The sequence below is a fragment of the Sphingobium sp. V4 genome (genome assembly GCF_029590555.1).
Lineage (GTDB): Bacteria > Pseudomonadota > Alphaproteobacteria > Sphingomonadales > Sphingomonadaceae > Sphingobium.
Map to the genome: position 1 here is coordinate 2,774,557 of NZ_CP081001.1, position 22,789 is coordinate 2,797,345.

General features: G+C 65.2%; 21 protein-coding genes. 17 read left to right on the plus strand and 4 right to left on the minus strand.

Going from position 1 to position 22,789, the window contains the following annotated elements:
- Position 1 precedes the first annotated feature (1 nt).
- From trbB to K3M67_RS13895, 3 genes are read right to left on the minus strand one after another with little or no spacing between them, the layout of a single operon-like run.
- Positions 2–967 carry a P-type conjugative transfer ATPase TrbB gene (gene trbB / locus K3M67_RS13885; RefSeq protein ID WP_285831742.1) on the minus strand — a complete coding sequence of 322 codons (966 nt, stop codon included), beginning with the start codon at positions 965–967 and terminating at the stop codon, positions 2–4.
- A gap of 53 nt (positions 968–1,020) precedes the next feature.
- Positions 1,021–1,422 (minus strand): ribbon-helix-helix domain-containing protein, encoded by a 402-nt coding sequence (locus tag K3M67_RS13890; protein WP_285831743.1) that lies wholly within the window; start codon positions 1,420–1,422, stop codon positions 1,021–1,023.
- Positions 1,423–1,424: 2 nt separating this feature from the next.
- Positions 1,425–3,467 carry a conjugal transfer protein TraG gene (locus tag K3M67_RS13895; RefSeq protein WP_285831744.1) on the minus strand — a complete coding sequence of 681 codons (2,043 nt, stop codon included), beginning with the start codon at positions 3,465–3,467 and terminating at the stop codon, positions 1,425–1,427.
- A 302-nt stretch (positions 3,468–3,769) separates the two neighbouring features.
- Between K3M67_RS13895 and K3M67_RS13900 the strand changes: the two genes are divergently transcribed.
- The 5 genes from K3M67_RS13900 to K3M67_RS13920 all read left to right on the plus strand — a co-directional run bounded on the left by K3M67_RS13900 (position 3,770) and on the right by K3M67_RS13920 (position 10,934).
- Positions 3,770–4,993: a hypothetical protein gene (locus tag K3M67_RS13900; protein ID WP_285831745.1), complete on the plus strand. Its 1,224-nt coding sequence runs from the start codon at positions 3,770–3,772 to the stop codon at positions 4,991–4,993.
- A 161-nt stretch (positions 4,994–5,154) separates the two neighbouring features.
- Positions 5,155–6,354: an LLM class flavin-dependent oxidoreductase gene (locus tag K3M67_RS13905; protein WP_285831746.1), complete on the plus strand. Its 1,200-nt coding sequence runs from the start codon at positions 5,155–5,157 to the stop codon at positions 6,352–6,354.
- Between the two features lies 1 nt (position 6,355).
- The gene (locus K3M67_RS13910; RefSeq protein WP_285831747.1) at positions 6,356–6,937 is read left to right on the plus strand and encodes an NADPH-dependent FMN reductase; all 582 of its coding nucleotides are present in this window, start codon (positions 6,356–6,358) and stop codon (positions 6,935–6,937) included.
- A 96-nt stretch (positions 6,938–7,033) separates the two neighbouring features.
- Positions 7,034–9,586 (plus strand): TonB-dependent receptor, encoded by a 2,553-nt coding sequence (locus tag K3M67_RS13915; protein WP_285831748.1) that lies wholly within the window; start codon positions 7,034–7,036, stop codon positions 9,584–9,586.
- Between the two features lie 16 nt (positions 9,587–9,602).
- Complete coding sequence (locus K3M67_RS13920; protein ID WP_285831749.1) at positions 9,603–10,934, plus strand: spinster family MFS transporter; 1,332 nt, start codon at positions 9,603–9,605, stop codon at positions 10,932–10,934.
- A 27-nt stretch (positions 10,935–10,961) separates the two neighbouring features.
- On the opposite strand, the gene K3M67_RS13925 is transcribed toward K3M67_RS13920, so the two are convergent.
- A complete protein-coding gene (locus tag K3M67_RS13925; RefSeq protein WP_285831750.1) occupies positions 10,962–11,936 on the minus strand; it encodes a LysR substrate-binding domain-containing protein in 975 nt (324 codons plus the stop codon).
- Positions 11,937–12,118: 182 nt separating this feature from the next.
- Between K3M67_RS13925 and K3M67_RS13930 the strand changes: the two genes are divergently transcribed.
- The 12 genes from K3M67_RS13930 (at position 12,119) to K3M67_RS13985 (ending at position 22,787) form a co-directional block, all read left to right on the plus strand.
- Entirely contained in the window at positions 12,119–13,096 is a 978-nt protein-coding gene (locus K3M67_RS13930) for an amidohydrolase family protein (protein WP_285831751.1), read from the plus strand.
- Positions 13,097–13,108: 12 nt separating this feature from the next.
- Positions 13,109–13,696, plus strand: a complete 588-nt coding sequence (locus K3M67_RS13935) for a malonic semialdehyde reductase (protein WP_285831752.1) — start codon at positions 13,109–13,111, stop codon at positions 13,694–13,696.
- A gap of 71 nt (positions 13,697–13,767) precedes the next feature.
- Positions 13,768–14,907 (plus strand): FAD-dependent monooxygenase, encoded by a 1,140-nt coding sequence (locus K3M67_RS13940; protein ID WP_285831753.1) that lies wholly within the window; start codon positions 13,768–13,770, stop codon positions 14,905–14,907.
- A gap of 13 nt (positions 14,908–14,920) precedes the next feature.
- Positions 14,921–15,976, plus strand: a complete 1,056-nt coding sequence (locus K3M67_RS13945; protein WP_285831754.1) for a VOC family protein — start codon at positions 14,921–14,923, stop codon at positions 15,974–15,976.
- A gap of 12 nt (positions 15,977–15,988) precedes the next feature.
- Complete coding sequence (locus tag K3M67_RS13950) at positions 15,989–17,146, plus strand: alpha/beta hydrolase family protein (RefSeq protein WP_285831755.1); 1,158 nt, start codon at positions 15,989–15,991, stop codon at positions 17,144–17,146.
- On the plus strand, positions 17,143–17,697 hold the full coding sequence (locus tag K3M67_RS13955; RefSeq protein ID WP_285831756.1) for a cupin domain-containing protein: 555 nt from the start codon (positions 17,143–17,145) through the stop codon (positions 17,695–17,697). Before K3M67_RS13950 ends, K3M67_RS13955 begins: the two co-directional genes overlap by 4 nt.
- A complete protein-coding gene (locus K3M67_RS13960; RefSeq protein ID WP_285831757.1) occupies positions 17,694–18,611 on the plus strand; it encodes an NAD-dependent epimerase/dehydratase family protein in 918 nt (305 codons plus the stop codon). Before K3M67_RS13955 ends, K3M67_RS13960 begins: the two co-directional genes overlap by 4 nt.
- Positions 18,608–19,393 (plus strand): SDR family NAD(P)-dependent oxidoreductase, encoded by a 786-nt coding sequence (locus K3M67_RS13965; protein WP_285831758.1) that lies wholly within the window; start codon positions 18,608–18,610, stop codon positions 19,391–19,393. The genes K3M67_RS13960 and K3M67_RS13965 overlap by 4 nt, the downstream gene beginning before the upstream one ends.
- A gap of 16 nt (positions 19,394–19,409) precedes the next feature.
- Positions 19,410–20,390, plus strand: coding sequence for a fumarylacetoacetate hydrolase family protein (locus K3M67_RS13970; protein ID WP_285831759.1), 981 nt, complete (start codon positions 19,410–19,412; stop codon positions 20,388–20,390).
- A gap of 172 nt (positions 20,391–20,562) precedes the next feature.
- Positions 20,563–21,252 (plus strand): helix-turn-helix transcriptional regulator, encoded by a 690-nt coding sequence (locus K3M67_RS13975; RefSeq protein WP_285831760.1) that lies wholly within the window; start codon positions 20,563–20,565, stop codon positions 21,250–21,252.
- 72 nt (positions 21,253–21,324) lie between these two features.
- Positions 21,325–21,930 carry an acyl-homoserine-lactone synthase gene (locus K3M67_RS13980; protein ID WP_285831761.1) on the plus strand — a complete coding sequence of 202 codons (606 nt, stop codon included), beginning with the start codon at positions 21,325–21,327 and terminating at the stop codon, positions 21,928–21,930.
- Entirely contained in the window at positions 21,927–22,787 is an 861-nt protein-coding gene (locus tag K3M67_RS13985) for a phytanoyl-CoA dioxygenase family protein (RefSeq protein WP_285831762.1), read from the plus strand. The genes K3M67_RS13980 and K3M67_RS13985 overlap by 4 nt, the downstream gene beginning before the upstream one ends.
- Positions 22,788–22,789 lie beyond the last annotated feature (2 nt).

A 22,789-nucleotide genomic window follows, 5' to 3' on the forward strand; every position in this document is an offset into this window, starting at 1 on the left:
GTCAGGTCTCCTTCGGGCTGGGCTTGGGGGGATTGAGCTTGGGAAGATCGGCAAGCGCGTAGGCGCCGGTGTCGGGGTCGAGCCCGACGACACGCGCGATCGTAGAGACGCAGCGGTTGATGCCGCGCCCGGAGATGAAGACGATCATGTCGATGGCCTCGGCGATCAACTGGCGCGGTACGGTGACGACCGCCTCCTGCACCAACTGTTCGATGCGGTAGAGCGCGGCAGTGGCGCTGTTGGCGTGGACGGTCGCGATCCCGCCGGGATGGCCGGTGTTCCAGGCCTTGAGCATTTCGAGCGCTTCGGGGCCGCGGACCTCGCCGACCACGATGCGATCGGGACGCAGGCGCATGGTCGATCGCACCAGCTCGGTCATCGACACGTGCGGCGGTCGGGTCCGGAGCGCGACGGTGTCTGGCAGCGGGCATTGCAGCTCGCGCGTGTCCTCGATGACGATCACGCGGCTATCCACCCATGCCATCTCGGCGAGCAGCGCGTTGGCGAGCGTCGTCTTGCCCGAGCTGGTGCCTCCGGCGACCAGGATGTTGTAGCGCTGGGTGACAGCGGCGCGCAGGGCGTCTGCCTGGACCTCCGACATCAGCCCATCGGCGACATAGTCGTCGAGCGTGTGCAGCCTTGTGGCAGGCTTGCGGATCGAGAAGCACGGTGCCGACGACACGGGAGGCAGCACGCCTTCGAAGCGCTCGCCCGCGCGGCCCTCGATATGCGGAGGGAGCTCGGCCGATATGATCGGATGCTCGGCATGGACTTCGGCACGGACATGGCTCGCCACCAGCCGGATGATCCGCTCGACCTGTTCGGGTTCGATGCGGACCTCGGTATCGGTACGACCTTCGCCAAGACGATCAAGCCGTAGCGCCCCGTCAGGGTTCACCATGATCTCGGTGACTTGGCTGTCGCGCATCGCAGCGGCAATGTCGCCGCCAAGGGCCGTGATCAGCATGCGACGACGGCGCTCAGCCGAGGTTGTCGGCTTTGCGGGGGCTGGCCGGGCGCTCATTCGCCATTTTCCGACGAGGCCACCAGCGTGCGCCGTCCGGTCGAGACTTGCCGTCCGACCTGGGTCACGAAGGCTTCGAACCTTTTCGCTCCCAGCGCTCGGCCGGCCTGGTCGTTCTCGGCGAGCGGCGTCTGGATCGCGAGTTCGAACCGGATGAAGAGGGCGAGCGTTTCGAGGATCACATAGGCGTCGCGATCGACCCGGCCGATCGCCTGCGTAAGCCGATCAAGGCGGATCGCAAACCGATCTTCCAGCTCGGAAGCACCGCGGCGATTGAGCCAGGCGGTGACCGCATCGACGAGGATCGCCGACTTGCTGGCGCCAGGCCTGGCGGCGAGCGCCTCCAGCCGATCGGACAAAGGCTTGGGCAGGAACAGCTGATGGCGGACCTTCTCCACGATCAGAACCCCAGCTGCAGGTCGTCAGGGCGACTGGAGGCGGCATCGATGCCGTAGACCGTGCGCGCCGTGCCGATTTGCTGGATCCGGTCCATCGCCCGGCGCTCGGCGGCCTGGTCTCCATCGTCCTCGCCAAGGCCCAGGGGATCAGCAATCTCTGGCTCGATGACGACCCCATGTTCGATCTCGTGCGCGGGGTGACGGGCCTGCTCGAGGCCGCCCGCGTCGGCTCCTTCATCGGTCTCATTGCCGGTGGACAGGCGCATGTCAGCACCGCGAACCTGTCCAGCCCAGTCATCCGGGCGAGCCGCCGGAAGGTCATGATAGCGTGCGGGATCCAGTATCGGTGCCTGCGACAGGCGTTCGGTGAACCGGCGATCCTCGTAATAGCGCAGCTTCTTCACGCGGATCGGCGGAGATCCCGAGATCAGGACCAGGCCGTCCGTGGGCGCAAGCTGCATCACTTCGCCAGGTGTCAGCAGGGCCCGCGCAGTCTCCTGGCGGCTGACCATGACGTGCGCGAGCCAGGGCGCGAGTCGGTGCCCCGCATAGTTGCGCATCGCACGCTGCTCGGTCGCGGTACCAAGCGCGTCCGAGATCCGCTTGGCGGTCCGCTCGTCGTTGGTCGCAAAGGCGACGCGGACATGGCAATTGTCGAGGATGGCGTTGTGCTCGCCATAGGCCTTTTCGATCTGGTTGAGGCTCTGTGCGATCAGGAAGACGCGCACGCCGTAGCCGGCCAGGAAGGCAAGGCTCGTCTCGAAGAAGTCGAGCCGCCCCAGCGCCGGAAACTCGTCAAGCATCAGCAGGAGGCGGTGACGGCCCTTGGCTGCCTCGCCGTCCTTGCCGACGCCGTGCAATTCCTCGGTCAGCCGGCGGCCGATCTGGTTGAGGATAAGGCGAACCAGCGGCTTGGTGCGGCTGATGTCGGACGGCGGCACGACGAGGTAGAGCGAGATTGGATGCGCCGCTTCGACAAGATCGACGATGCGCCAGTCGGATGCTGCCGTCACTGCTGCGACGGTTGGGTCGCGGTAGAGCCCCAGGAATGACATCGCGGTCGAAAGGACGCCGGAGCGTTCGTTCTCGCTCTTGTTCAGGAGTTCGCGAGCAGCCGAGGCGACGACCGGATGGACAAGCGGCGCCTCCTTGGTGCCCAGATGGTTGGTCGCCATCATCCGGCGCAGGGTGGCGGCAAAGCTGCGCTGCGGGTCGGAGAGGAAGGTGGCGACGCGGGCGAGCGTCTTCTCTTCCTCTGCGTAGAGCACGTGGAGGATCGCACCGACCAGAAGCGAATGGCTGGTCTTTTCCCAGTGGTTGCGACGCTCCAGCGCCCCTTCCGGGTCGACCAGGATATCGGCGATATTCTGCACGTCGCGCACTTCGTTCACGCCGCGCCGGACTTCGAGCAGCGGATTGTAGCGCGCCGAGCGTGCGTCGGTCGGGTTGAACAGGAGACAATGCGAGAAACGCGCCCGCCAGCCGGCAGTGAGCTGCCAGTTCTCGCCCTTGATGTCGTGAACGACAGTCGAGCCTGTCCAGGAAAGCAGGGTTGGAACGACCAGCCCGACGCCCTTGCCCGACCGCGTGGGTGCGAACGCCATCACATGTTCGGGACCGTCGTGGCGCACGTCGTCGCGACCGATCCGGCCGAGGACGACGCCGCCTGGGCCAAGGAGCCGGGCGCTCTTGATGTCCCGGCGTGTCGCCCAGCGGGCCGAGCCGTAAGTCGTCAGGTTGTTGGACTGGCGCGCGCGCCATACTGACCCGAAGATCGCAGCGCCGCAGCCCAGGAAACCCCCAGCGGCTGCGATGGCGCCAGCCTTGTCGAACACCAGCGGCGCATAGGCGTCGAAGGAAAACCACCAGGGAAAGATCGACCAGGGATGGTAGATCGGCTGGCCCAGAAAAACGAACCAGGGGAGGCCGAGCCCGGGCTGGTACGCAAGTTGCGCCGCTGCCCACTGCGTCGCAGTCCATATGCCTGCGAGGATGACTGCGAGCACAACGAGGATCTGTCCTATAAGCAGCTTTGTCGGGGTCATGCGGGCCTCCGCCGAGGTCTGGAAGATGACTGCGGGTTCGGGCACATGGTCTCAGAAGGGCGGCTCAGGCGTCAGGGTGCCGCTGGTATCTCGAGACGTCTCTTCGCGGTCTCCAGCGACCAAATCTCGGACTGGCACCATGCGGCGGCGGCGAATCGGGCATCGCTAACTTCTTGACGAGAATGCCTTCATCCACACGCGTACAAGCCCATGCGCATGACATCTTTGACGCTGAGATAAGGGTTCCCGCCTTTTGGTAGGATTGGATAGGATCGGCATCCTTCGCCAAGAGGAGACCTGAAATGGCCCGCATTTTCACGCGACGTGAGTTCTACGATCTCGTCTGGTCAAAGCCGATCACCCACATTGCGAAGGATTTCTCGCTTTCCGACGTGGCGATCCACAAGATATGTCGCAAGCACGCGATACCCACTCCGCCCGCAGGCTATTGGGCCAGGAAGAACGCGGGAAAGGACGCCGAGCAGGCTTCCTTTCCCAAAGAGGCACCGCGGGGCCTTGCGCAGGTCACGATCGCCGCGCCCGAGATGCGGGGCGAGACGGCCGCCGTGGCAGCCGCCCGCGAGGAAGCCCGTGTCCGCGCCAGCGACGAGCCAGCCGATGCCCGGCCAGACCCGATCGTCGAAAGAAGCCTAGCAGCGCTGCGGGCAGCCTCGGTATCGTTTAAGGGCATCGTCAGCGTTGAAGGACCTGACATCATTCAGTGTGAAATTTCTCCGGCATCCATCGAGCGCTTGGAGGAGATCCTCAAACGCATCGTCGCGGCGGCAAAGCGGCAGGGCTTCGCACTTGTCGCTGGGAATAGACGAGCCTGCTTCCGCGGAAGCGAAGAGACAATCGGCCTTTCGATCGTCGAAACAGTCAGGCGGGTGAAGCACGAACTGACGGTAGCTGAACAGGCCGAGGAAGCAGCGTGGAAGCGTAAGGCGGAACGCAAGCAGCGCGGAAATCCATGGGACTGGGAGTATCCGCCGCGACCCGTAGTCGCAGAGTGGGATTATATCTGTACCGGCCAACTCGGCATCGAGATGGAAGGTGTTTATGTCGCCAGTGGCCAGGGTCCTCGCAAGACGTTTCGGGACGCAAAGGTCCAGAAGCTGGAGAACCTCTCCAGCGACATCGCTGTCGCCTTGGCTGTCCTCGCAGTGGCGAAGCGCGAGGAGCGGGAACGCCGGGCCGAGGAAGAGCGCGTGCGGCTGGAAGCACAGCGAGAGCGTGAGAGGCCCTTCAGGGAGGAACACGTAGAAGATCGGCGGCGCGCATGTCTCGACGAATTGCTTGAGGACATGAGCCGTCTTGAACGGTTGCGCTCGCTTGAGCGGAGCCTTTTACACGCGCCTGACAAGGGCGACGATGGCCGGGTCTTTACTTTTGCTCGATGGCTTGGCTTCGAGCTTGCCCGCCGAGAGGCAATGTTTTCGGTAGCGGGATTGGAGCAACGCTTCCAAGCGGAGCGCGTCTTCGGCGATGATGACGACCATGCCTTCCAGTCCAAGGCATGGTATTAGGGTGCTCGGCACGTGATTTTTCGGGGTTGTGTGTTCCTTCCTGCGGATACTGGACGAACGTTCCTACCCGGATATGCGTTGTTTATGACGGCATAATCCTTTGAGATTTCTCACGACCGCATGCCCTCCCTAGGCTCGCCCCAGTTTTAGGGAGTGATGCCATGTATATCGCCGTTTTCATGGGGCCCTTCGGGCGCGGGCCTCGCGATGATCGCGCACTGATCCACTATTGTACGGAAGGCGCGATCAAGGCCGCTGCCGATGGCTTCAGCCTCGTGACGTTCGGCGAGCAGCACTTCAACAACTACGAACCCTATTGCAATCCGCTGATGATGGGAGCGCGTTTGGCGCCCTTCCTCGGAGACGCTTACTTCGGCACGTCGATGTGCCCACTTCCCTATCACAATCCCATCCTGATGGCGGAGAACATCAATCTCTTGGACCAGTTGCTCGATGGAAAGCTGATCGTGGGCTTTTCCGCCGGTCGAGTCGGTTTCTCCCCTGATTTCGAGAATTTCGGGCTCGACCCGAAGGAACAGCGAGCGATCTACGCCGAGAAGTTCCATGCCCTGATGATGCTGTGGCGGCACAAGGTGGAGGACGGCCCGCTCACCTTCGAGGGGAAATGGGTCAAAGGCGGCATGCACGGCCGCATGATGCCAGTCTCCTACCGAGGGCCGCATCCCCAGTTCATGATCGGGACGAACACCGACGAGACCTGCGAGAAGGTCGGCCGGGAGGGCAATATCCTCTCGCTAGGGCCGTGCACGCTCGAGGAGGCCGCGCACAAATATGCGCTGTTCCGCAAGGGTCTGGACGAAGGTGGCTACAGTGAGGCCTACAAGGCGGAACGACTGACGAAATCGATGGTCCACCACCAGGTCGTCGTCGCAACCAGCGACGAGCAGGCGTGGGAAGATGCGCAGGTGATGGTCGGCAACAACCCGATGCTGCGCCGGGACCTGGACAAGCGATCGCTGCGCCAGATGTTCGAGGATGGCGAGGCCGGTCGCACCGACATGACCCAGCAGGAAGCTGCGAACAGCAAGTTCGTGCGCTCGTGGTTCATTGTCGGCAATCCGGACCGCGTCACCGAGCAGCTGCTGGCGCATCAACATGCCGGTATCGAGCAGGTTCTCACGCGCTTCACGGTGGGGGTTTATAACCCGCCGCTATGGGATGCCTCCTACAAGCTGTTCGTAGAGCAGTGCCTCCCCAGCCTGGATCCACAGCACTTCACGGCACCGAGCGGGGATGATGTCCATCCCGCTGTTTCGGCCGGACCCGCGCCAATCCAGGCGAATGCGGAATATTCCGCGCAGGATCCCCGCAAGTTCCGGCTTCAGACCGCGGAGAACTGAGATGGCTCGGAAACAGCCGCTCATCGTCGGCATAGGTGGTACGCTGGCGCAGAACAGTTCGACGGCGAGACTGCTCAAGCATGCCTTGGACAAATGCGAAGAGGCGGGAGCGCAGACTCGCCTTTTCACCGCCAATGCGCTCGAGCTTCCTTTCTACGCGCCAGGCAGGGAACTGGCGAGTTCGGCGGCCTCTACTTTGGTCGCAGCTATGCGCGAGGCCGATGCGATCATCCTGTCCTCGCCCGGCTATCATGGCTCGATATCGGGCCTTATCAAGAACGCGCTCGATTACACCGAAGAGATGGCGGAGGATTCCCGCCCCTATTTCGATGGTTTGCCGGTGGGCCTGATCGCCGCCGGGTCGGGTTGGCAGGGCGCCAACACGACGGTCGCCGCCTTGCGCTCGATCGTCCATGCTCTTCGCGGCTGGCCGACGCCCCTGGCGATCGCGCTCAATTCGCGCCAACCCTTGTTCGACGCCGAAGGCCAGTTGGTGGCGACCCAGGTGGACGAGCAGATTCGCGCCATGGCCGGCCAGATCACGCATTTTCTGGAACGCGCGCGGCCTCCGGTGGCGGCCTGACAAGGAGGCCACGGGCTGCGTTCCGAGCGCTGCCCGGCCTTTCGATTACCAATGTTCAAAAGCCGCAGACGAGAAGGCGGCACGAGGGGAGAAGACATGAAGGGACGTTTCAAATCCGGCATTTCGCCGATGGTGCTGGCTGCAGGACTAGCGGTAGCGCCTGCTGTAGCCTTGGCCCAGCAGACCGCGGCCGGTTCCGCTACAGGATCGCAAGGCAGTGCATCCGCTGCGACTGATGGCGCAGGCACGCAAACGAGCGAGGGCCTCGCTGACATTGTGGTGACCGCCAGCAAGATCTCGGCGAACGTGCAGAAACTGCCGGTCGCGATCTCGACCATCGATGGCAGCGACCTCGTGAGGCGTGGCGTCAGCCAGGCCCAGGACGTCTCCAAGCTCGTGCCGGGGCTCCAGGTCGAGGCGAATGCCGGAGGCGCGGCATCGATCTACATCCGTGGCATCGGATCACGGGTCCTTACCGCCAACGCCGACCCCGCCGTCGCCTTCAGCGTCGATGGCGTCTATTTCTCCCGCGCATCCGGCCTCAATTCCGGCTTCTTTGACATCGCGCGCGTCGAGGTGGTCAAGGGGCCGCAGGGCACGCTCTATGGGCGCAATGCGACGGGCGGCGCGATGAATATCATCACCAACAAGCCCAAGCTCGGCGTGCGCAGCCTCGAAGGCAGCCTCGAAGTGGGCAACTATGACAGCATTCGCACCGCGCAGGCGGTGAACCTGCCGCTGACGGACAACCTTGCGATCCGGCTGGCGGGACAGGTGGTGCATCGCGATGGCTATCTGAGCGACGGTTATAATGACGAGGTCAGTCAGGCCGGTCGCGTGAGCCTGGCATGGGAGCCATCGTCTACGATCAAGGTCTATCTGTCGGGCGACTATGCCCATCAGGGCGGCAAGGGTAGCGCGTTCACGCCCACCGGGCCGAAAGCCGCCAAGGGGCTCGCAACCCGCTTCGTCGATCCATCCAATCCGTGGCTGGGCCCAAGCGATCCCAAGGTTACGGCCGCCTTGCAGGCGGCGGCACCGGCCAGCGCCATTCCTGTGCCCCTGCCAGGGACCTACTGCGCGGGTCTGCCTTATCCCGTGGGCCAGGCCCAGCCGGTTGCCGGGACGCCGGCCATCCTGACCTGCTCCTATCCATTCGGCGCGTCAGCGGTCGGCAGCGATGGCCGGCTCGACAACGAGTTCGGCGGGGCGAACCTGACCGTGGACGCTGACGTGGGCTTCGGGACGCTGTCCGCGATCGGAGGCTATCGCAAGACCAAGGTCGATTCCGTTGGCTATGCGACGCTGACCCGTCAGTCCCAGTATCAGGACGTGGACCAATATACGGGGGAATTGCGGCTTGCCTCGAATGGCGCCGGGCCGCTGCGATGGATCGTTGGGGGATATTATTCCTACGAAAAGCAGTTCTCGACGCTTTACGTGCCCACCGGCAACCTAGCCTTGTCCAACCCGCTGCCTGCATCCGGGTCACCTTTGCCTGGAACCGTGTGCGCCGGCCCCCTTGACCCCGATGGCCCTGGTCCGCAGCCTGCGGTCTCCAGCCTCTGCCTGGCGCAGGCATCGATCATCCAGAACGCAATCCTGATCTCCCAGCCCGCCCTCGTCGACGAAAATTACGCGGCCTTCGGCCAGGCGACCTATTCCCTGCTGGATAGCCTGCGCCTGACGGCAGGAATCCGCTACACGCATGAGCGCAAGCAATCGGATGGCGGCATCATCCAGTCCTACTACACCGCGCCGGCAGGGCTCGTGACCAGCTTCCCAAGCGAAGGGCGGGTCAGCTTCAACAATACGAGCTACCGCCTCGGCGTCGAATACGACATCGCGCCGCGCGCGATGTTCTACGCGCAGTTCGCGACGGGCTTCCACGCGGGTGGCTTCAACCTTGGCGTCGAGGAAGGGCCCAACCTCTATCCCTACAAGCCTGAAACGGTGAAAAGCTATACCGTGGGCCTGAAGACGCGGCTGTTCGCTAACCGCCTGCAGTTCAACATCGAGGGCTTCTGGGTGGATTATGACGACTACCAGACCCAGCGCCTCGGGCGCATCAACGACGGTTCGGTCGCCTGCAGCCAGTTGGCGATCCTGCCTTCCTGTCCGCTGACGGTCCGGACCGAGAACGCCGCTGCCGCGCGCAGCCGTGGCATCGAGGCGGACATTCTACTCCAGGTCGGCACCAACGGCACGCTCAGCGCGAACATCCTCTACAACGACGCCTATTTCCGTAAATTCCTGCTTGCCGACACCTTCACCGGGGCGATCACCGACTATGGCGGCGTATCGCTGCCGGCTGCCTCCAAATGGACGGTCTCGGCCGGTTACCAGCATCGCTTCCCGCTGGCGAACGGCGGGACCGTGGTGGCCGAAGCGCGCACGCAGTTCAAGAACGACACCTGGATGTGGTATATCCACGATGCCGGCAACTTCCAGAAGGCCTATACCCGCACCGACCTGACCCTGGGCTATGAAGCGCCTGACAACCGCTGGAACATCAGCGCCTTCGTGCGCAATCTCGAAGACAAGGCCACCCTGCAGCAGGGCACGCCGCCCGACGCGCAGACCAGCCTCACGCTCAACACGCTCAACGCGCCGCGTACCTATGGCGTCAACCTTGCCTACCGGTTCTAGAAGGGCTGCCTGACAGATGAACGCTTCAAGCCCCGCCGACCTTGCCACGCCTCCAGGCAACCGCCTGGAGGTCGAACCGACCCGAACAGGCATCTATGCCTGGTACGTCCTCATGCTTCTCGTTCTCGTCCACAGCTTCAATGCGGTGGACCGGGCCATCATCAGTATCCTGGTCGAGCCGATCAGGCTCGAATTCGGCTTCTCGGACGGCCAGATCGGCCTGCTCGCGGGGCTCGGCTTTGCCATCTTCTATGCCCTGTTCGGCGTTCCGGTCGCGCGCCTCGCGGACCGGACCAACCGTCGCAACATCCTGGCCGTGGGCGTCGCGCTCTGGTCAGGCATGACCGCCCTGACGGGCTATGCGACCGGCTTTGCCACCATGCTCGCCGCCCGCATCGGTGTCGGCGTCGGAGAGGCGACCTGCTATCCGACCGCTTATCCGCTGATCGGCGACTATTTCTCTCCGGCGAGGCGCCCCAAGGCTTTCGCGCTGTTCCAGGCGGGCGCGTTCATCGGCATCGTGCTCGGCGCGGTGATCGCGGGCAAGGTCGCCGAGGCGCACGGCTGGCGCGCCGCTTTCCACATCATTGGCCTGCCTGGCCTCGTCCTGGCTGTGATCGTCTGGCTGACGGTGCGCGAGCCTGTTCGCGGTGCCTCTGAAGTCGCGCCGCCGCTTCCATCCACCACGACCGGCCTGCTCGGCGCATTCCGTGAACTTTTTGCCCAGCGCGACTTCGTAATGGTCGTCTTCACCGCGACGGCGCTCTCCTCCACGCAGGCGATCGCCGCGAGCTGGGGCTCGGCCCTGCTCATGCGCCTTTACCATGTGAGCCAAGGGGACGTCGGATTGATTGCTGGTCCGGTGGTAGGCCTTGGCGGCGTGGCCGGTACGGTGCTGGGCGGTCTCGCCGCCAGCTACCTGACGCGCCGGCAAGGCACTTTGCGCGCTGGTCTCCTCGTGCCGATCTGTACCGACCTGTTCGCACCGATCGCGCTTGTGCTGTTCTGCTTTGGCCCGACCTTGCCATTCGTGCTCGTGGGGGGCGGCCTTGGAGCATTTCTTGTCGCTGCCCATACGGGGCCGGTCATCGCCGTGGCCATCGGTCTCGTCGGGCCCCAGAACCGGGGCGTCGCGTCATCCTTCCTTGTCCTGGGCCAGACCCTCATCGGATTCGGCTTCGGGCCGACGCTGGTCGGGCTGCTCAGCGATGCCCTGGCGCCCAGGCTGGGCCTCGACGCGCTTCGCTACGCCATGCTCGCGGCCCCAGCCTTCGTGGTCCTTGGCTGGATCGGCCTGGTGCTCGCATATCGCCGCATCGGCGACCGTCCGGCCGAAGCACGCGCCTAGCAACAACGTCCCGGATTTCACCATAGTTCAGGCTGCTAGCCCCGGCTCCGGAACGGATGCCGGGGCCATTTGCATGGAAACCCGCTTCATCAATTCGACGAGCCAAAGGATGATAGGCTCCCGATCCCGGTAGGACTGCCATTGCGCGACGAAGGTCAGGCGAGGCGTTTCGACCGGACAGGGCACGACGCGCAGCGGCATCGTGCTGGCGCACATGTCCGCGAAGCGACGCAGCGTGGTGATGACGAGGTCTCCTCCCACCACGAGGCGGGGGAGCGTCGAATAGGCGCCCGTCTTGACTGCGATGTCCCGCCGGCCGTGCAGGTGGTGCAGGGCCGCTCCCACGGGATGCCGCATCGCATTGGGCGTATGCTCGATGGCGGCGTGCCGCAGGCTGAAATACTCAGCTTCCGTCATCGTCTCGCCGACCTTGCTGTTGCCCTCCCATATGAGACAGCACAGTTCGTCGCTGAACAGCTCCATGGAAGGATAGTCAGGCAAGGAGAAGGCCTCCGAGACGATGGCGACGTCCAGCGGTTCACGAAACAGGAGGTCGACCGGCTCGTAGGAAAATGGCTTCGATACCAGGGAGAGATGCGGCGCCTCGCGCTGAACGGCCCCGAACACCTCGTTCAGGAAGACATATTCGACGATGTCGGGCGCCGTCACGGTCAACGTCCGCCCATCGGTGAGCGGATCGAAGTCCAGTGAGAGGCCGAGGGCGTCGCGTGCGGATTGCAGCGTGGCGCGGATCCGTGGCCGCAGCGCGATCGCAAGTTCCGTGTAGCGGGTCTCGGTCGCAGAGTAGACGACCAGCTCATCCTCGAAATAGGCGCGCAGCTTCTTGAGGGACACGCTCATCGCCGGCTGCGTGACGTGCAGGTTGTTGGCCGCCTCGGTCAACGTCCGTGCATGGAGGATCGCGTCGAGCGCGAAGAACAGATTGAAGTTGAACCGTTTCATGTCAGGCCTTGCGTCCGTCGTCCCGCGGAGCGCCGGCACCCGATCATCGTGTCCTCGACCCGCGTTTCCCGTGCGGTCCCAGCGGCCGCACCCTTGCGGCTATCCTAGCCCTTCGCCATCGAAAGTGGGATAAATAAACGACATGAGCGGATAGTCCTTAGTGATTGGCCAGCCCGTTGCCGCAACCATAAGCCCGTCCGGAACAAGAATGGAGGGGTTTAGTGCGCATCGACGTCCACGCTCATTACTATCCGGAGCGCTACACCGACCGGCTGGTCGATCTCGGCCTCAACCAGGCCCGCGGGGCCGGCCAGTCCCCGGACCTGTCTTCCCGTCTCAAGGCGATGGATGACACCTGTACCGAGGTGCAGATCCTCTCGTCCGCCGCGCTCGACACGCAGGTTCGCAATGTCGAAGGGGCGGTGGAGGCCGCCCGGCTCGTCAACGACCTCTATGCCGAGACCAGCCAGCAGCATGGCGGGCGCTTCCGTGCCTTCGGCTGGGTACCGCTGCCCTATGTCGACGAGGCCATCAGTGAGATGCAGCGCTGCCTCGACCAACTCGGTTTCGCCGGCATCTGCTTCCCGACGCTCTTCCACGAGCGGCCGCTCGACGACAAGGCGTTCGACCCCTTCTGGGGGGAGATGAACCGCCGCAAGGCCAAGGCCTACGTGCATCCGGTGGGCAGCCACAGCATGTGCCATCATGGCATGGGTGACTTCGGCCTCCACACCGCGATCGGCTCGATGGCGCAGGTGCAGATGGCCGCCCAGCGCATCGTCTATTCGGGTCTCAGCGCCCGCTATCCCGACATCGAGTTCATCTTTGCGGTTTGCGGGGGCTACCTGCCCTATACCTGGGAGCGCATCCGCCGAAATCTCGACCGTGCCCTGACGCTGAGCGCCAAGGATGCGGTGGGCGGTGGCTTCTTTTCCTGGATCAAGGACACGCCGATCACCATCGACGATCCGATGAAGCCGTTCCGACGCTTCTGGTACGATACCAGCGTCCAGGACATTCCCGAGGCCATGAAATGCGTGAAGAGCAGCTACGGCGTGGATCGCCTGCTGCTGGGCTCGGACGAGATCTTCGCCAGCCTCGTCGAGGTGGTCAGTTACATCGAGACCAACCCTTATCTCACCGCCGAGGAGAAGCGGATGATCCTCGACGAAAATGCCCAGAAGCTCTTCCGGTTCTGAGGGCGACGCAGGATGACACGCATCGACGACAAGGGCCTCGACCTTCTGTTCCGCACGGCCCGGAGCCATAATGGATGGAGCGACCGGGACGTCGGGGACGAACTGATCCGCGAGGTCTATGACCTCGCGCGGCTGGGCCCGACATCCGCCAACACCAGTCCCGCACGCTTCATCTGGGTCCGCGGCAACGAGGCGCGGCTGCGCCTCGCCGCCTGCGCGATGGGCCCCAATGCCACCAAGATCCTGAGCGCGCCGGTGACCGTCATCGTCGCGCGCGACCTCGGTTTCGTGCGCAACATGCCGATCCTCTTCCCCCACGCCCCGCATATGCACGACATGATGGCAGACCCCCGGTTCGGGGTGCCGACTGCCGTGCGCAATACCACGCTGCAAGGCGCTTACCTGCTGCTGGCGGCGCGGGCGCTCGGCCTCGATTGCGGGCCCATGTCGGGGTTCGATCCGGTTAAGGTCAAGGACGCCTTCTTTGCCGGCGAGGATCTCGAGGCTGATTTCATCTGCTCGATGGGATTCGGGAACGGCGAAGGGCTGTTCGAGCGGCTTCCACGCCTGGCGTTCGACGAGGCCAACCGGATCGTCTGACCGAGGCCGGATAGGACGAAGCAATGAACAGGCCTCGGCCTTGGGCGCGGGGCCGCACGAGAGGCACGACTATGAACGATAATGACACCGGGAGATCGCTCCCGCTCCTCGTGATCGGCGGCGGAATCGCGGGCATGTCCTTCGCGATCCGCGCGCGCGAGGCGGGGCATGCGGTGCACCTCGTCGAGGCCGATCCGGACTGGCGCGTGGCCGGTGCCGGGATCAGCATCACCGGCCCGACCTACCGGGCCCTCAAGCGCCTTGGCCTGCTTCAGGCGGTGATGGCGGAAGGCTTCTATATTGGCACGGGCAGCTATATCTGCGCGCCCGATGGCAGGGTCGTCGCGGAACTGCCGATGGAGCGGCTCGAACCCGACTTGCCCACGGCGGGCGGGATCCTGCGGCCGCGGCTTCACCGCATTCTTTCCGAGCGCGTGCGGCAGCTGGGCGTCGAGGTCCGGCTTGGGATCACCGTTTCGAGCCTCAAGGAAGGCGGAGAAGGGCTTCTCGCCCGCTTCTCGGACGGTTCGAACGGCCATTATCATTTCGCGGTCGGCGCGGACGGCGCCTTCTCCACGACCAGGGACCTGCTCTTCCCCGACGCGCCGGAGCTTCGCTATACCGGGCAATATTGCTGGCGGATGCTGGCCGACCGACCATCCGAGATCGACCGGCCATTCTTCTTCATGGCCCCCGACATTACGGCGGGGCTCATGCCCTGCTCGAACGACCAGATGTACCTGTGGGTGCTTGAGAACGCGCCCGCGCGGCGGCGGATCGACGACGCCACCGCGGCCGAAGGGCTGCGGGCGCTGTTGTCCCCGTTCGGCGGGGCGCTCGGGCGGCTGCGCGATACGATCGATGGCACGACCGAAGTTATCAGCCGGCCACTCGATGCCCTTTTGCTGCCGCGTCCGTGGCACAAGGGGCGCACCGTCCTGATCGGTGATGCGGTGCATGCAACGACACCGCACCTGGCATCCGGCGCCGGCATCGCGATCGAGGACGCGCTTGCGCTCGGCGACGCGCTGGCGCTCGGCGGCGATCCCGCGGCGATCTTCACCCGCTTTGCCGACCGGCGCTGGGAACGCTGTCGCCTCGTGGTGGAAAGCTCGGTCGAGATCGGCGCCATGCAGCAGGCCGGTGGCTCCCCCGACAAGCTCAACCACCTCATGCACGCCGCCCAGCAGGCGCTCAACCAAGATATTTGATCGGAGACCACCCATGGCAATCCTTGGCATTGAAAGCGTTATCTACGGGGTCGACGACCTCGAGGCCTGCACGCGCTTCTGGGACGACTTCGGCCTCGAGCCGGTCTCGCGCGACGCGCGCGAGAGCATCTTCGAGGTCGCCAGCGGTTCGCGCGTCATCGTGCGGCGGCGCGACGATACCGGGCTCGCCGACTGGTTCGACTGGCCCGGCGTGAAGCTCGTCACCTGGGGCGTCGACACGCCCGAGGCACTGGAGGCATTGGTGCGCGATCTTTCGCGGGACCGCGAGGTTCGCCGCGACGAGGATGGCACCGCCTACGCGTTCGGCGACGACAGAATGCCTTTTGCACTGAGGCTATGGGCCAAGCGCCCAGTGGTCTCGCAACCCGATGCCGTCAACGCCCCCGGCTGCATCCAGCGGCTCAACCAGCATCGCAAGTGGCGCAGCCGGGCGCGTCCCAAGACGCTCAATCACGTCGTCTTCTTCTCACACGACTATGTGAAATCCTTCGAATTCTACCGCGATCGCCTCGGCTTCCGGCTCACCGATCACAGCGAAGGCCTCGGCGTCTTCGCCCGCGCCAATGGAACCTACGAGCATCACTCGATCTTCTGGGTGAACACCGCCCTGCCGGTGGCGCCCGACGCGCAGGGCTTCATGCATCTCGCCTTCGGCCTCGAGGATATCGACGAGGTCATGCTGGGCGCGAACATCATGGCGGAACGCGGCTGGACGAACACCTCGCCCAACAGCTCGGGCGGACTGTCCCGGCACCGCATCACTTCCGCTATCTACTACTATCTCGACAATCCCAACGGCGGCGAAGCGGAATATCACTGCGACACCGATTATCTCGACGATAATTGGGTTCCTCGCGCGTGGGACTGGAAGTTCGGATCCTTGCTCTGGGCTCACAATACGCCGTCCTTCTTCCGGACGGACAACGATAATTGGGACATGCGCTTCGATCCCGAGGGCAAGTCGCTCGAGCCGTTCCGCAAGGACGCCAGGCCTGCGCTTCCCTCCGGCCTGGACGCGATCACCGCGCAGGACGAGCACGCCCTCTAAAGGAAATCGACGATGTTCAGCTATTTCCCGGACAATTATGTCTGGAACCTCTCCGTCGACATCGCCATCGAAAGCGGCGCCCAGATCGGCGAGATCGAAGAGATGTGCGCGCCCCTGCGGGACGCGGCGAAGCGCGGCGCGGACGCCGGCACGGCGGCCTTCATGGCCAGCTGGGTGGCGATGGCGGACAAGCTCGACGCCCTGGCCCATGAGGATGCGGCGCTGGGCCGCAATTTCTCGGCCGGGACCAAGCTGCACCGCGCGGCCCTCTACTACCAGACGGCCGAGCGCATGCAGGCGCACGGCGCCCCGTCGCGGATGGCGGTCTTCGAGAAGGGCCAGGATGCGTTCCGCCGCGCCATCCTGCTTGGGCGCGACAATCTCGAGCGGATGGAAATACCCTATGAGGGCGGGATCATCCCCGGCTACTTCATGGGCGCGACCCATGGCGAGGGCGAGCGTCCGACGCTGGTCTTCGTGAACGGCCTCGACAGCTCGAAGGAAATGCTGGTCTGGACCCGTCTCGGGGCAGAGCTCGCGCGGCGCGGCGTCTCGACGCTTCACATCGACCAGCCCGGTACCGGCGAAGCCCTGCGCGCCCATGGGCTTGTCGCCGTGCCGGATAGCGAGCGCTGGGCCTCGAAGGTGTTCGACTACCTCGAAACCCGGCCCGACGTGGACGAAGACCGCATCGGCATCATGGGCCTGTCGCTCGGCGGCTATTATGCGCCGCGCGCGGCAGCCTTCGAGCCCCGCTTCGCACTCTGCGCGGTCTGGGGGGCCAATCATGACTGGGGCGCGGTGCAGCATGCCCGCCTCAAGCGCGAGGGCGAGAACCCGGTGCCCCATTATTGGGAGCATGTCCGCTGGGTCTGGGGCGCGGCGGACATGGACAGCTTCATGGAGATCGCCGACAAGGTGACGCTGGACGGGATCCTCGACCGCATCAAGGTGCCCTTCCTCGTCACCCATGGCGAGAACGACCGCCAGATCCCTCTCGCCTATGCCCAGCGAACCTATGACCAACTGGTCAATTCGCCCAAGCGCGAGTTCAAGATCTTCGACAAGCGGACCGGCGGCGTCGAGCATGTGAGCCTCGACAACATGTCCTATGGCCGCGACTTCATTGCCGACTGGGTCGCCGAAACCTTTGGGGAGCGGACCGCATGAGCACCGAGCCAGGCACGCCGATCCGCCGGATCGTCACCGGTCACGACGGCCAGGACAAGGCGATCATCGCTTCCGACGGGCCTCCCACCCGGGTTTTCGACCAATTGGGAGAGGAAGGGCTCGTCTTCTACGAGATCTGGAACACGCAGGGCGCGCCGGCCCGGATCGACCGGAACGATGAAGAGCCGGCGGAAGATCGCCTCGTCCTTGCACCGCCGCCGCACGGCACGCGGATTCGCATCCTCGATATCCCGCCCGACAAGCCCGAGGCCGACTTCGACGCGGTCTTCGAGAATATCGGTGGCAAGGATGCCCATGTCGGGGAGGCTTCCAAGCGTCACGCCAGCTTCCACCGTACGCGCTCGATCGACTATGGCATCGTCCTGTCGGGCGAGATCACCTTGCTGCTCGACATCGGCGAAACCGTGGTGCGCGCCGGCGACATCGTCGTGCAGCGCGGCACCAATCATGGCTGGGTCAACCGCAGTGACCTGCCCTGTCGGATTGCCTTCATCCTTGTCGACGGCGTCTTCGAGGACGGGCTTGCATGACGATCCTCGTCACCGGCGCCACCGGGTTCGTCGGACAGGCGCTGGTTGCCCGCCTGCGCGGGCGCTCCTGCCGCGAGCCGGTGCGCCTGCTCGACCGGGTCGAGCCCCCGCGCATCGATGACGAGCGCTTCACCGCGCTCGCCGGCGACCTCCTCGACCCGGCGGTCGTTACCGCGGCCCTCGCGGGCGTCGACACCGTCATTCATCTTGCCTCGGTTCCCGGCGCCGCGGCCGAGGCGGACCCTGTGCTGGCGCGCCGTGTCAATATCGACGCTACCCTGGGCCTTCTTGAGCAGATCGACGCGGGCAAGCGCCTCGTCCGGTTCGTCTATGCCAGTTCGATCGCGGTATTCGGCAGCCTGCCGGGCCATGTCGATGATGCGACGCCGGCACTCCCGGCGATGGTCTATGGTGCGCAGAAGCGGATGATGGAACTGGCGCTGGCGGACTTCCATCGGCGCGGACGCGTCCAGGGCATCGCCTTGCGGCTGCCCGGCGTCGTTGCCCGCGCATCTGGCGCCTCGGGCCTCAAATCGGCCTTCATGAGCGAGATCTTTCACGCTGCGGCCAACGGCGATACCTGTGTGCTGCCCGTCAGCCGCGCCGCGACAGCCTGGATGATGTCGGGCAACTGTGCCGCCAGTAATCTCCTTTATGCAGCGACGCTCGACGAGGTTGCCGGTCAGGCCTTGACCCTCCCTGCGGTGCGGGTTTGCATGGGCGATCTTGCCGACCTGCTCTTCGGCGAGCAATCGCCTGACGTCCGTTTCGAGCCAGATGCGGCGCTGGAGGCCGCGTTCGGATCCTATCCGCCGCTGTCGACCCCGGCGGCCGAGGTCCTCGGCTTCCGTCATGACGGCGATCTTGCCGCGCTGGCCGACACCGTCCTTGCCGATGTCCTGGACCACGGGTGAGCGACGTCCTTCGCCGCTGGTTCGGTCTCGAAGGCCGCACCGTCCTGCTGACCGGCGGGACTGGCGGGATCGGGACGGCCATGAGCCGTGCCTTTGCCGGCGCGGGCGCAAGGCTGGTCTTCGCCGGTGACGACGAGGCGACCGGCAACCTGCTCGCACGCGCGCTCGGCGATGCGGGGCATGAGGTGCATTTCCATCCATGCGATGTCGCGGACCGCGGGGCGCTCGATGGGCTGCTGGAAGCCACCTGCCGCCGGTTCGGCCCGCCCGCCATCCTCGTCTGCAACGCGGGCATCGCTGGTCCGCATGGGACGATGGGTTCGGCCAGGGAAGCCGAATGGGCAGGCCTGCTGCGCATCAACCTCGACCATCCGCTTCACCTTGCCAACCGCGTTGCCCCGCTCATGGCCCAGGAGCGCGGCGGCAGCATCGTGCTGACCGCCTCGCTGGCCGGGCTGCGCGGCAACAAGGCCGTCGGGCTCTATGGCATCGCCAAGGCCGGCCTCATCCAGCTTGCCCGCAACCTCGCGGTGGAATGGGGGCCCGCGGGTGTCCGGGCCAACGCGCTCGCGCCCGGCCTTGTCGAGACGGGCTGGGCAGGCGCCATCCTGGCCGATGCACCGGCCCGCGAGCGCCGTCTGTCGCTGACCCCGTTGCGACGGGTCGGCACGCCCGAGGAGATCGCCACCGCCGCGCTCTTCCTCGCGGGCCCCGGCGCCGGCTTCATCACCGGGCACTGCCTCGTGGTAGACGGCGGCACGCTCATCTCGGATGGAAATTGAGGACGGAACGAAGACCATGAAGCTTGCCACTCTCGACGATGGAACCCGCGACGGATGCCTCGTCCTTGTTTCCCGCGACCTCGGCGCGGTCCTTGCGTGCGACGACGTGGCCGGGACATTGCAGGAAGCGCTCGAGGATTGGGATCGGGTGAGCCCGCTGCTGGCGGCCATGGCCGAGAGGCTCGACCATGGCGGCGCGGCGGGTGCCCGTCCGTTCGATGCCGGCGCGATGAAGGCGCCTTTGCCCCGCGCCTGGCAATGGCTCGACGGCTCAGCCTTCTCCACCCATGGCCAGCTCATGCAACTGGCCTATGACCTGCCGCCGGTGCCGAGCGACATTCCCTTGATGTACCAGGGGCTTTCGCACCGCTTCGCCGCCGGACACGAGGACATGGTCTTCCCGAGCGCAGCCGACGGCATCGATTTCGAGGCCGAGCTGGCCGTCATCGTCGACGACGTCCCCCAGGGCCTATCGCCCGAGGAGGCGCTTGGCCATATCCGTCTCGTCATGCTGGTGAACGACTGGAGCCTGCGTGTCCTTGGTGCCGCCGAGATGCGCACCGGCTTCGGCTGGGTGCAGGCAAAGCCTGCCTGCAGCGCGGCACCCGTCGCCGTGACGCCGGATGAGCTGGGCGACCGCTGGAAGGACGGCCGGGTCCATCTGCCCGTGATGGTGCATTACCAGGGCGGCCGGTTCGGGGAGGCCGACGCCGGCTGCATGGACTTCGGTTTCCATGAACTGATCGCCCATGCCGCCCGGACGCGCACGCTGTGCGCGGGGACGATCATCGGCTCCGGCACGATTTCCAATCCCGCCTACAATGTCGTGGGCTCGAGCTGCATCGCCGAGCGGCGGGCGATCGAGAAGATCGAGCGTGGCGCGCCGCACACCCCGTTCATGCAGGATGGGGAAGCGGTGCGCATCGAGGTGCGCCAGCGGCGGGGATCGCTTTTCGGCGCGATCGACCAGCGCGTCGTCGTCGCAGGACGGGATTGAGCAAGTGCTGAGCCTTTTCGAGGCGCGGCCGGGCAGTATCGAACGGACAGGGGGGAAGCATGGATAGTCTATCGGGATAGCGACGCCCGGATGGTGAGGTGCGATGGAGCCACATGGGCATCTCGCGCAGGGCATCATCACGGCCCTGCGCGCGGTGAAGGAAATCCATGAATTGAAGGGCCTGATGGAAGCGGTCGCCAACGAGATCGGCTGCCGCTTCTGGGCGCTCGTCCACCATGACGATCTCGCGGTGCCGCGCGACGGCCTCGTCGATCTCAAGCATTATCCCGCCGCCGTCGTTCGCCGGCTGGTCCGCGACCGGCACATGCGGCGCGATCCTGTGATCCGGGGCTGCCTCTTTGCCGACAGTGCCTTCGTCTGGTCGGACTTGCCATCGATCATCGCGCTCGATCGATCCGATGAGGCCGCGCTCGCCTTCGGCGCCCGCTGGGGCCTTAACGAAGGCATATCCGTGCCGAGCTGCCTGCTCGGCGATTGCATCGGCTCGTGCACCTTCGCTGGCATGCGCCGGCCCGAGACCGCGCCATCCCTCCTGGGGCTCGTGCAGATGATCGGCGTTTTCGCCTTCCAGGCCGCACGGCGGCTCCATGGCTCCCCTGGTGCGCCGCGCGCCAGGCCGCGCCTGCATCCACGCCCGCGCGATTGCGTGGCGCTGGCCGGGCGCGGCTATTCCAACAAGGAGATTGCCCGGGCGCTCGGCCTCGCACCGCGGACCGTCGATGGCTATCTCACCGAGGCCCGCCGCCTTTTCGATGCCCACGACCGGACCGAGCTGGTCGTAAGCGCAATCCTTGCCGGCGAGGTCGGACTGCACGAGCTTCGGCGCGGTCAACCCGGGTAATTGCTCGGTCTATCTGGGCGCACGCCGCGCTGCTTCCTTGGCATTGCAAACCTGCCAAGCGGAGCCCATCGCATGATCCACCTCATCGCCAATCATCCCGCCCATCCAAGGCGCGATCTCGTCCAGTCCATGTTCGCCGATCGCAAGCAGCTCTTCGTCGACTTTTTCGGCTGGGACGTGCCCGTCATCGACGGCCGCTTCGAAATCGACCAGTTCGACACGCCCAAGGCGCTCTACATCATCATCGCCGAGGAGACCGGCGCCCATGCGGCGTCGCTGCGGCTCCTGCCGACCGAGCGGCCCCACATGCTGGGTACGATCTTTTCTAACCTGTGCCCGCTCGGCGTCATTGCCGATGCACGGACCTGGGAAAGCACCAGGCTGTGCTTGCCGCGCCGCCACGGTGCTGCCCGGCGCCGGGACCTGCGCAACCAGCTCATCTCGGCCATGGTCGACGTCGCCCTGGAGCGCGGGATCGATCGCTATACCGGCGTCCTTCCCGAAGGCTTCCGCAAGGATGTGTTGGCGATGGGGTGGAAGGCGGAGCCGCTCGGCCCCGTCGTCCGCATGCCCGGCGGTCCGGTCGGTGCCTTCCTCGTCCACATCGAGCCCGAGACGCCCCGGCGTTTGTGCTGGACCCAGACTTATGTCCAGGCCGGCAAGGCAGGTGCGGCATGAACGCCGATCGTCTTGCTGCGACGCTCGACCGCGATGGCTGGTGCGTTCTCGAGAAAGCACTGTCGGCTGCGGTGCTCGACGATCTCGAGCGAGACCTGTCACCCAGTTTCGCCGCGACGCCGCTTTGCCAGGGACCATTTTATGGCGAGCGGACACGTCGCTTTGGCGGGCTTCTAGGCCGCTCCATCCATGCCCAGAAGCTGGTCATGCATCCCACGATCCTCAAGGTCGTCGAGGCGCTGCTGCACCCCTGGTGCGAGCGCATCGCCCTCAATCTCACCCAGGCGATCGAGATCATGCCCGGCGCCTTGCCGCAGCTTCCCCATCGCGACCAGGACATGTGGCAGGGCCCAAAGGGCAGTGTCGAATATCTCGTCAACGTCATGTGGCCGCTCACCACTTTCACCCGGGAAAATGGCGGCACGCGGCTGTGGACCGGGAGCCAGTTCGACCAGGACATCCCGGTGCTGCCCGAGGAGGACGCACTGGTGCCGCATCTCTCTCGCGGGGACGCCCTGGTCTTCCTGGGCTCGACGCTCCACGGTGGGGGCGGCAATGCTTCCGCTGCGGCCCGTCGCGGCATCGTTGTCAGCTATTGCCTTGGCTGGCTCAAGCCGTTCGAGCTGCAATGGCTGGTCTACCCGCCTGCGGTCGCCAGGAACTTCCCGTCTGATGTCGCGGCACTCGTCGGCTATGCCCAGCATCGGCCCAACCTCGGCAACGTCGAGGGCCAATGTCCATCCATTCTGCTTGGCGAGGATGTTCCCCGCCATCTGCCGGCGATCGATGCCTTGCGGCCCGACCAGGCCGAGGCGGCGGAATTGTTCGTCAGGGCGCAGCTCGGCGAAATGGGCTGACG

Bases quoted from the DNA above. Each gene is read 5' to 3' on its own strand.
- trbB (WP_285831742.1), bottom strand. From the start codon at position 967: ATGCTGATCACGGCCCTTGGCGGCGACATTGCCGCTGCGATGCGCGAC.
- K3M67_RS13895 (WP_285831744.1), bottom strand. From the start codon at position 3,467: ATGACCCCGACAAAGCTGCTTATAGGACAGATCCTCGTTGTGCTCGCA.
- K3M67_RS13900 (WP_285831745.1), top strand. From the start codon at position 3,770: ATGGCCCGCATTTTCACGCGACGTGAGTTCTACGATCTCGTCTGGTCA.
- K3M67_RS13905 (WP_285831746.1), top strand. From the start codon at position 5,155: ATGTATATCGCCGTTTTCATGGGGCCCTTCGGGCGCGGGCCTCGCGAT.
- K3M67_RS13910 (WP_285831747.1), top strand. From the start codon at position 6,356: ATGGCTCGGAAACAGCCGCTCATCGTCGGCATAGGTGGTACGCTGGCG.
- K3M67_RS13915 (WP_285831748.1), top strand. From the start codon at position 7,034: ATGAAGGGACGTTTCAAATCCGGCATTTCGCCGATGGTGCTGGCTGCA.
- K3M67_RS13920 (WP_285831749.1), top strand. From the start codon at position 9,603: ATGAACGCTTCAAGCCCCGCCGACCTTGCCACGCCTCCAGGCAACCGC.
- K3M67_RS13935 (WP_285831752.1), top strand. From the start codon at position 13,109: ATGACACGCATCGACGACAAGGGCCTCGACCTTCTGTTCCGCACGGCC.
- K3M67_RS13940 (WP_285831753.1), top strand. From the start codon at position 13,768: ATGAACGATAATGACACCGGGAGATCGCTCCCGCTCCTCGTGATCGGC.
- K3M67_RS13945 (WP_285831754.1), top strand. From the start codon at position 14,921: ATGGCAATCCTTGGCATTGAAAGCGTTATCTACGGGGTCGACGACCTC.
- K3M67_RS13950 (WP_285831755.1), top strand. From the start codon at position 15,989: ATGTTCAGCTATTTCCCGGACAATTATGTCTGGAACCTCTCCGTCGAC.
- K3M67_RS13955 (WP_285831756.1), top strand. From the start codon at position 17,143: ATGAGCACCGAGCCAGGCACGCCGATCCGCCGGATCGTCACCGGTCAC.
- K3M67_RS13960 (WP_285831757.1), top strand. From the start codon at position 17,694: ATGACGATCCTCGTCACCGGCGCCACCGGGTTCGTCGGACAGGCGCTG.
- K3M67_RS13970 (WP_285831759.1), top strand. From the start codon at position 19,410: ATGAAGCTTGCCACTCTCGACGATGGAACCCGCGACGGATGCCTCGTC.
- K3M67_RS13980 (WP_285831761.1), top strand. From the start codon at position 21,325: ATGATCCACCTCATCGCCAATCATCCCGCCCATCCAAGGCGCGATCTC.
- K3M67_RS13985 (WP_285831762.1), top strand. From the start codon at position 21,927: ATGAACGCCGATCGTCTTGCTGCGACGCTCGACCGCGATGGCTGGTGC.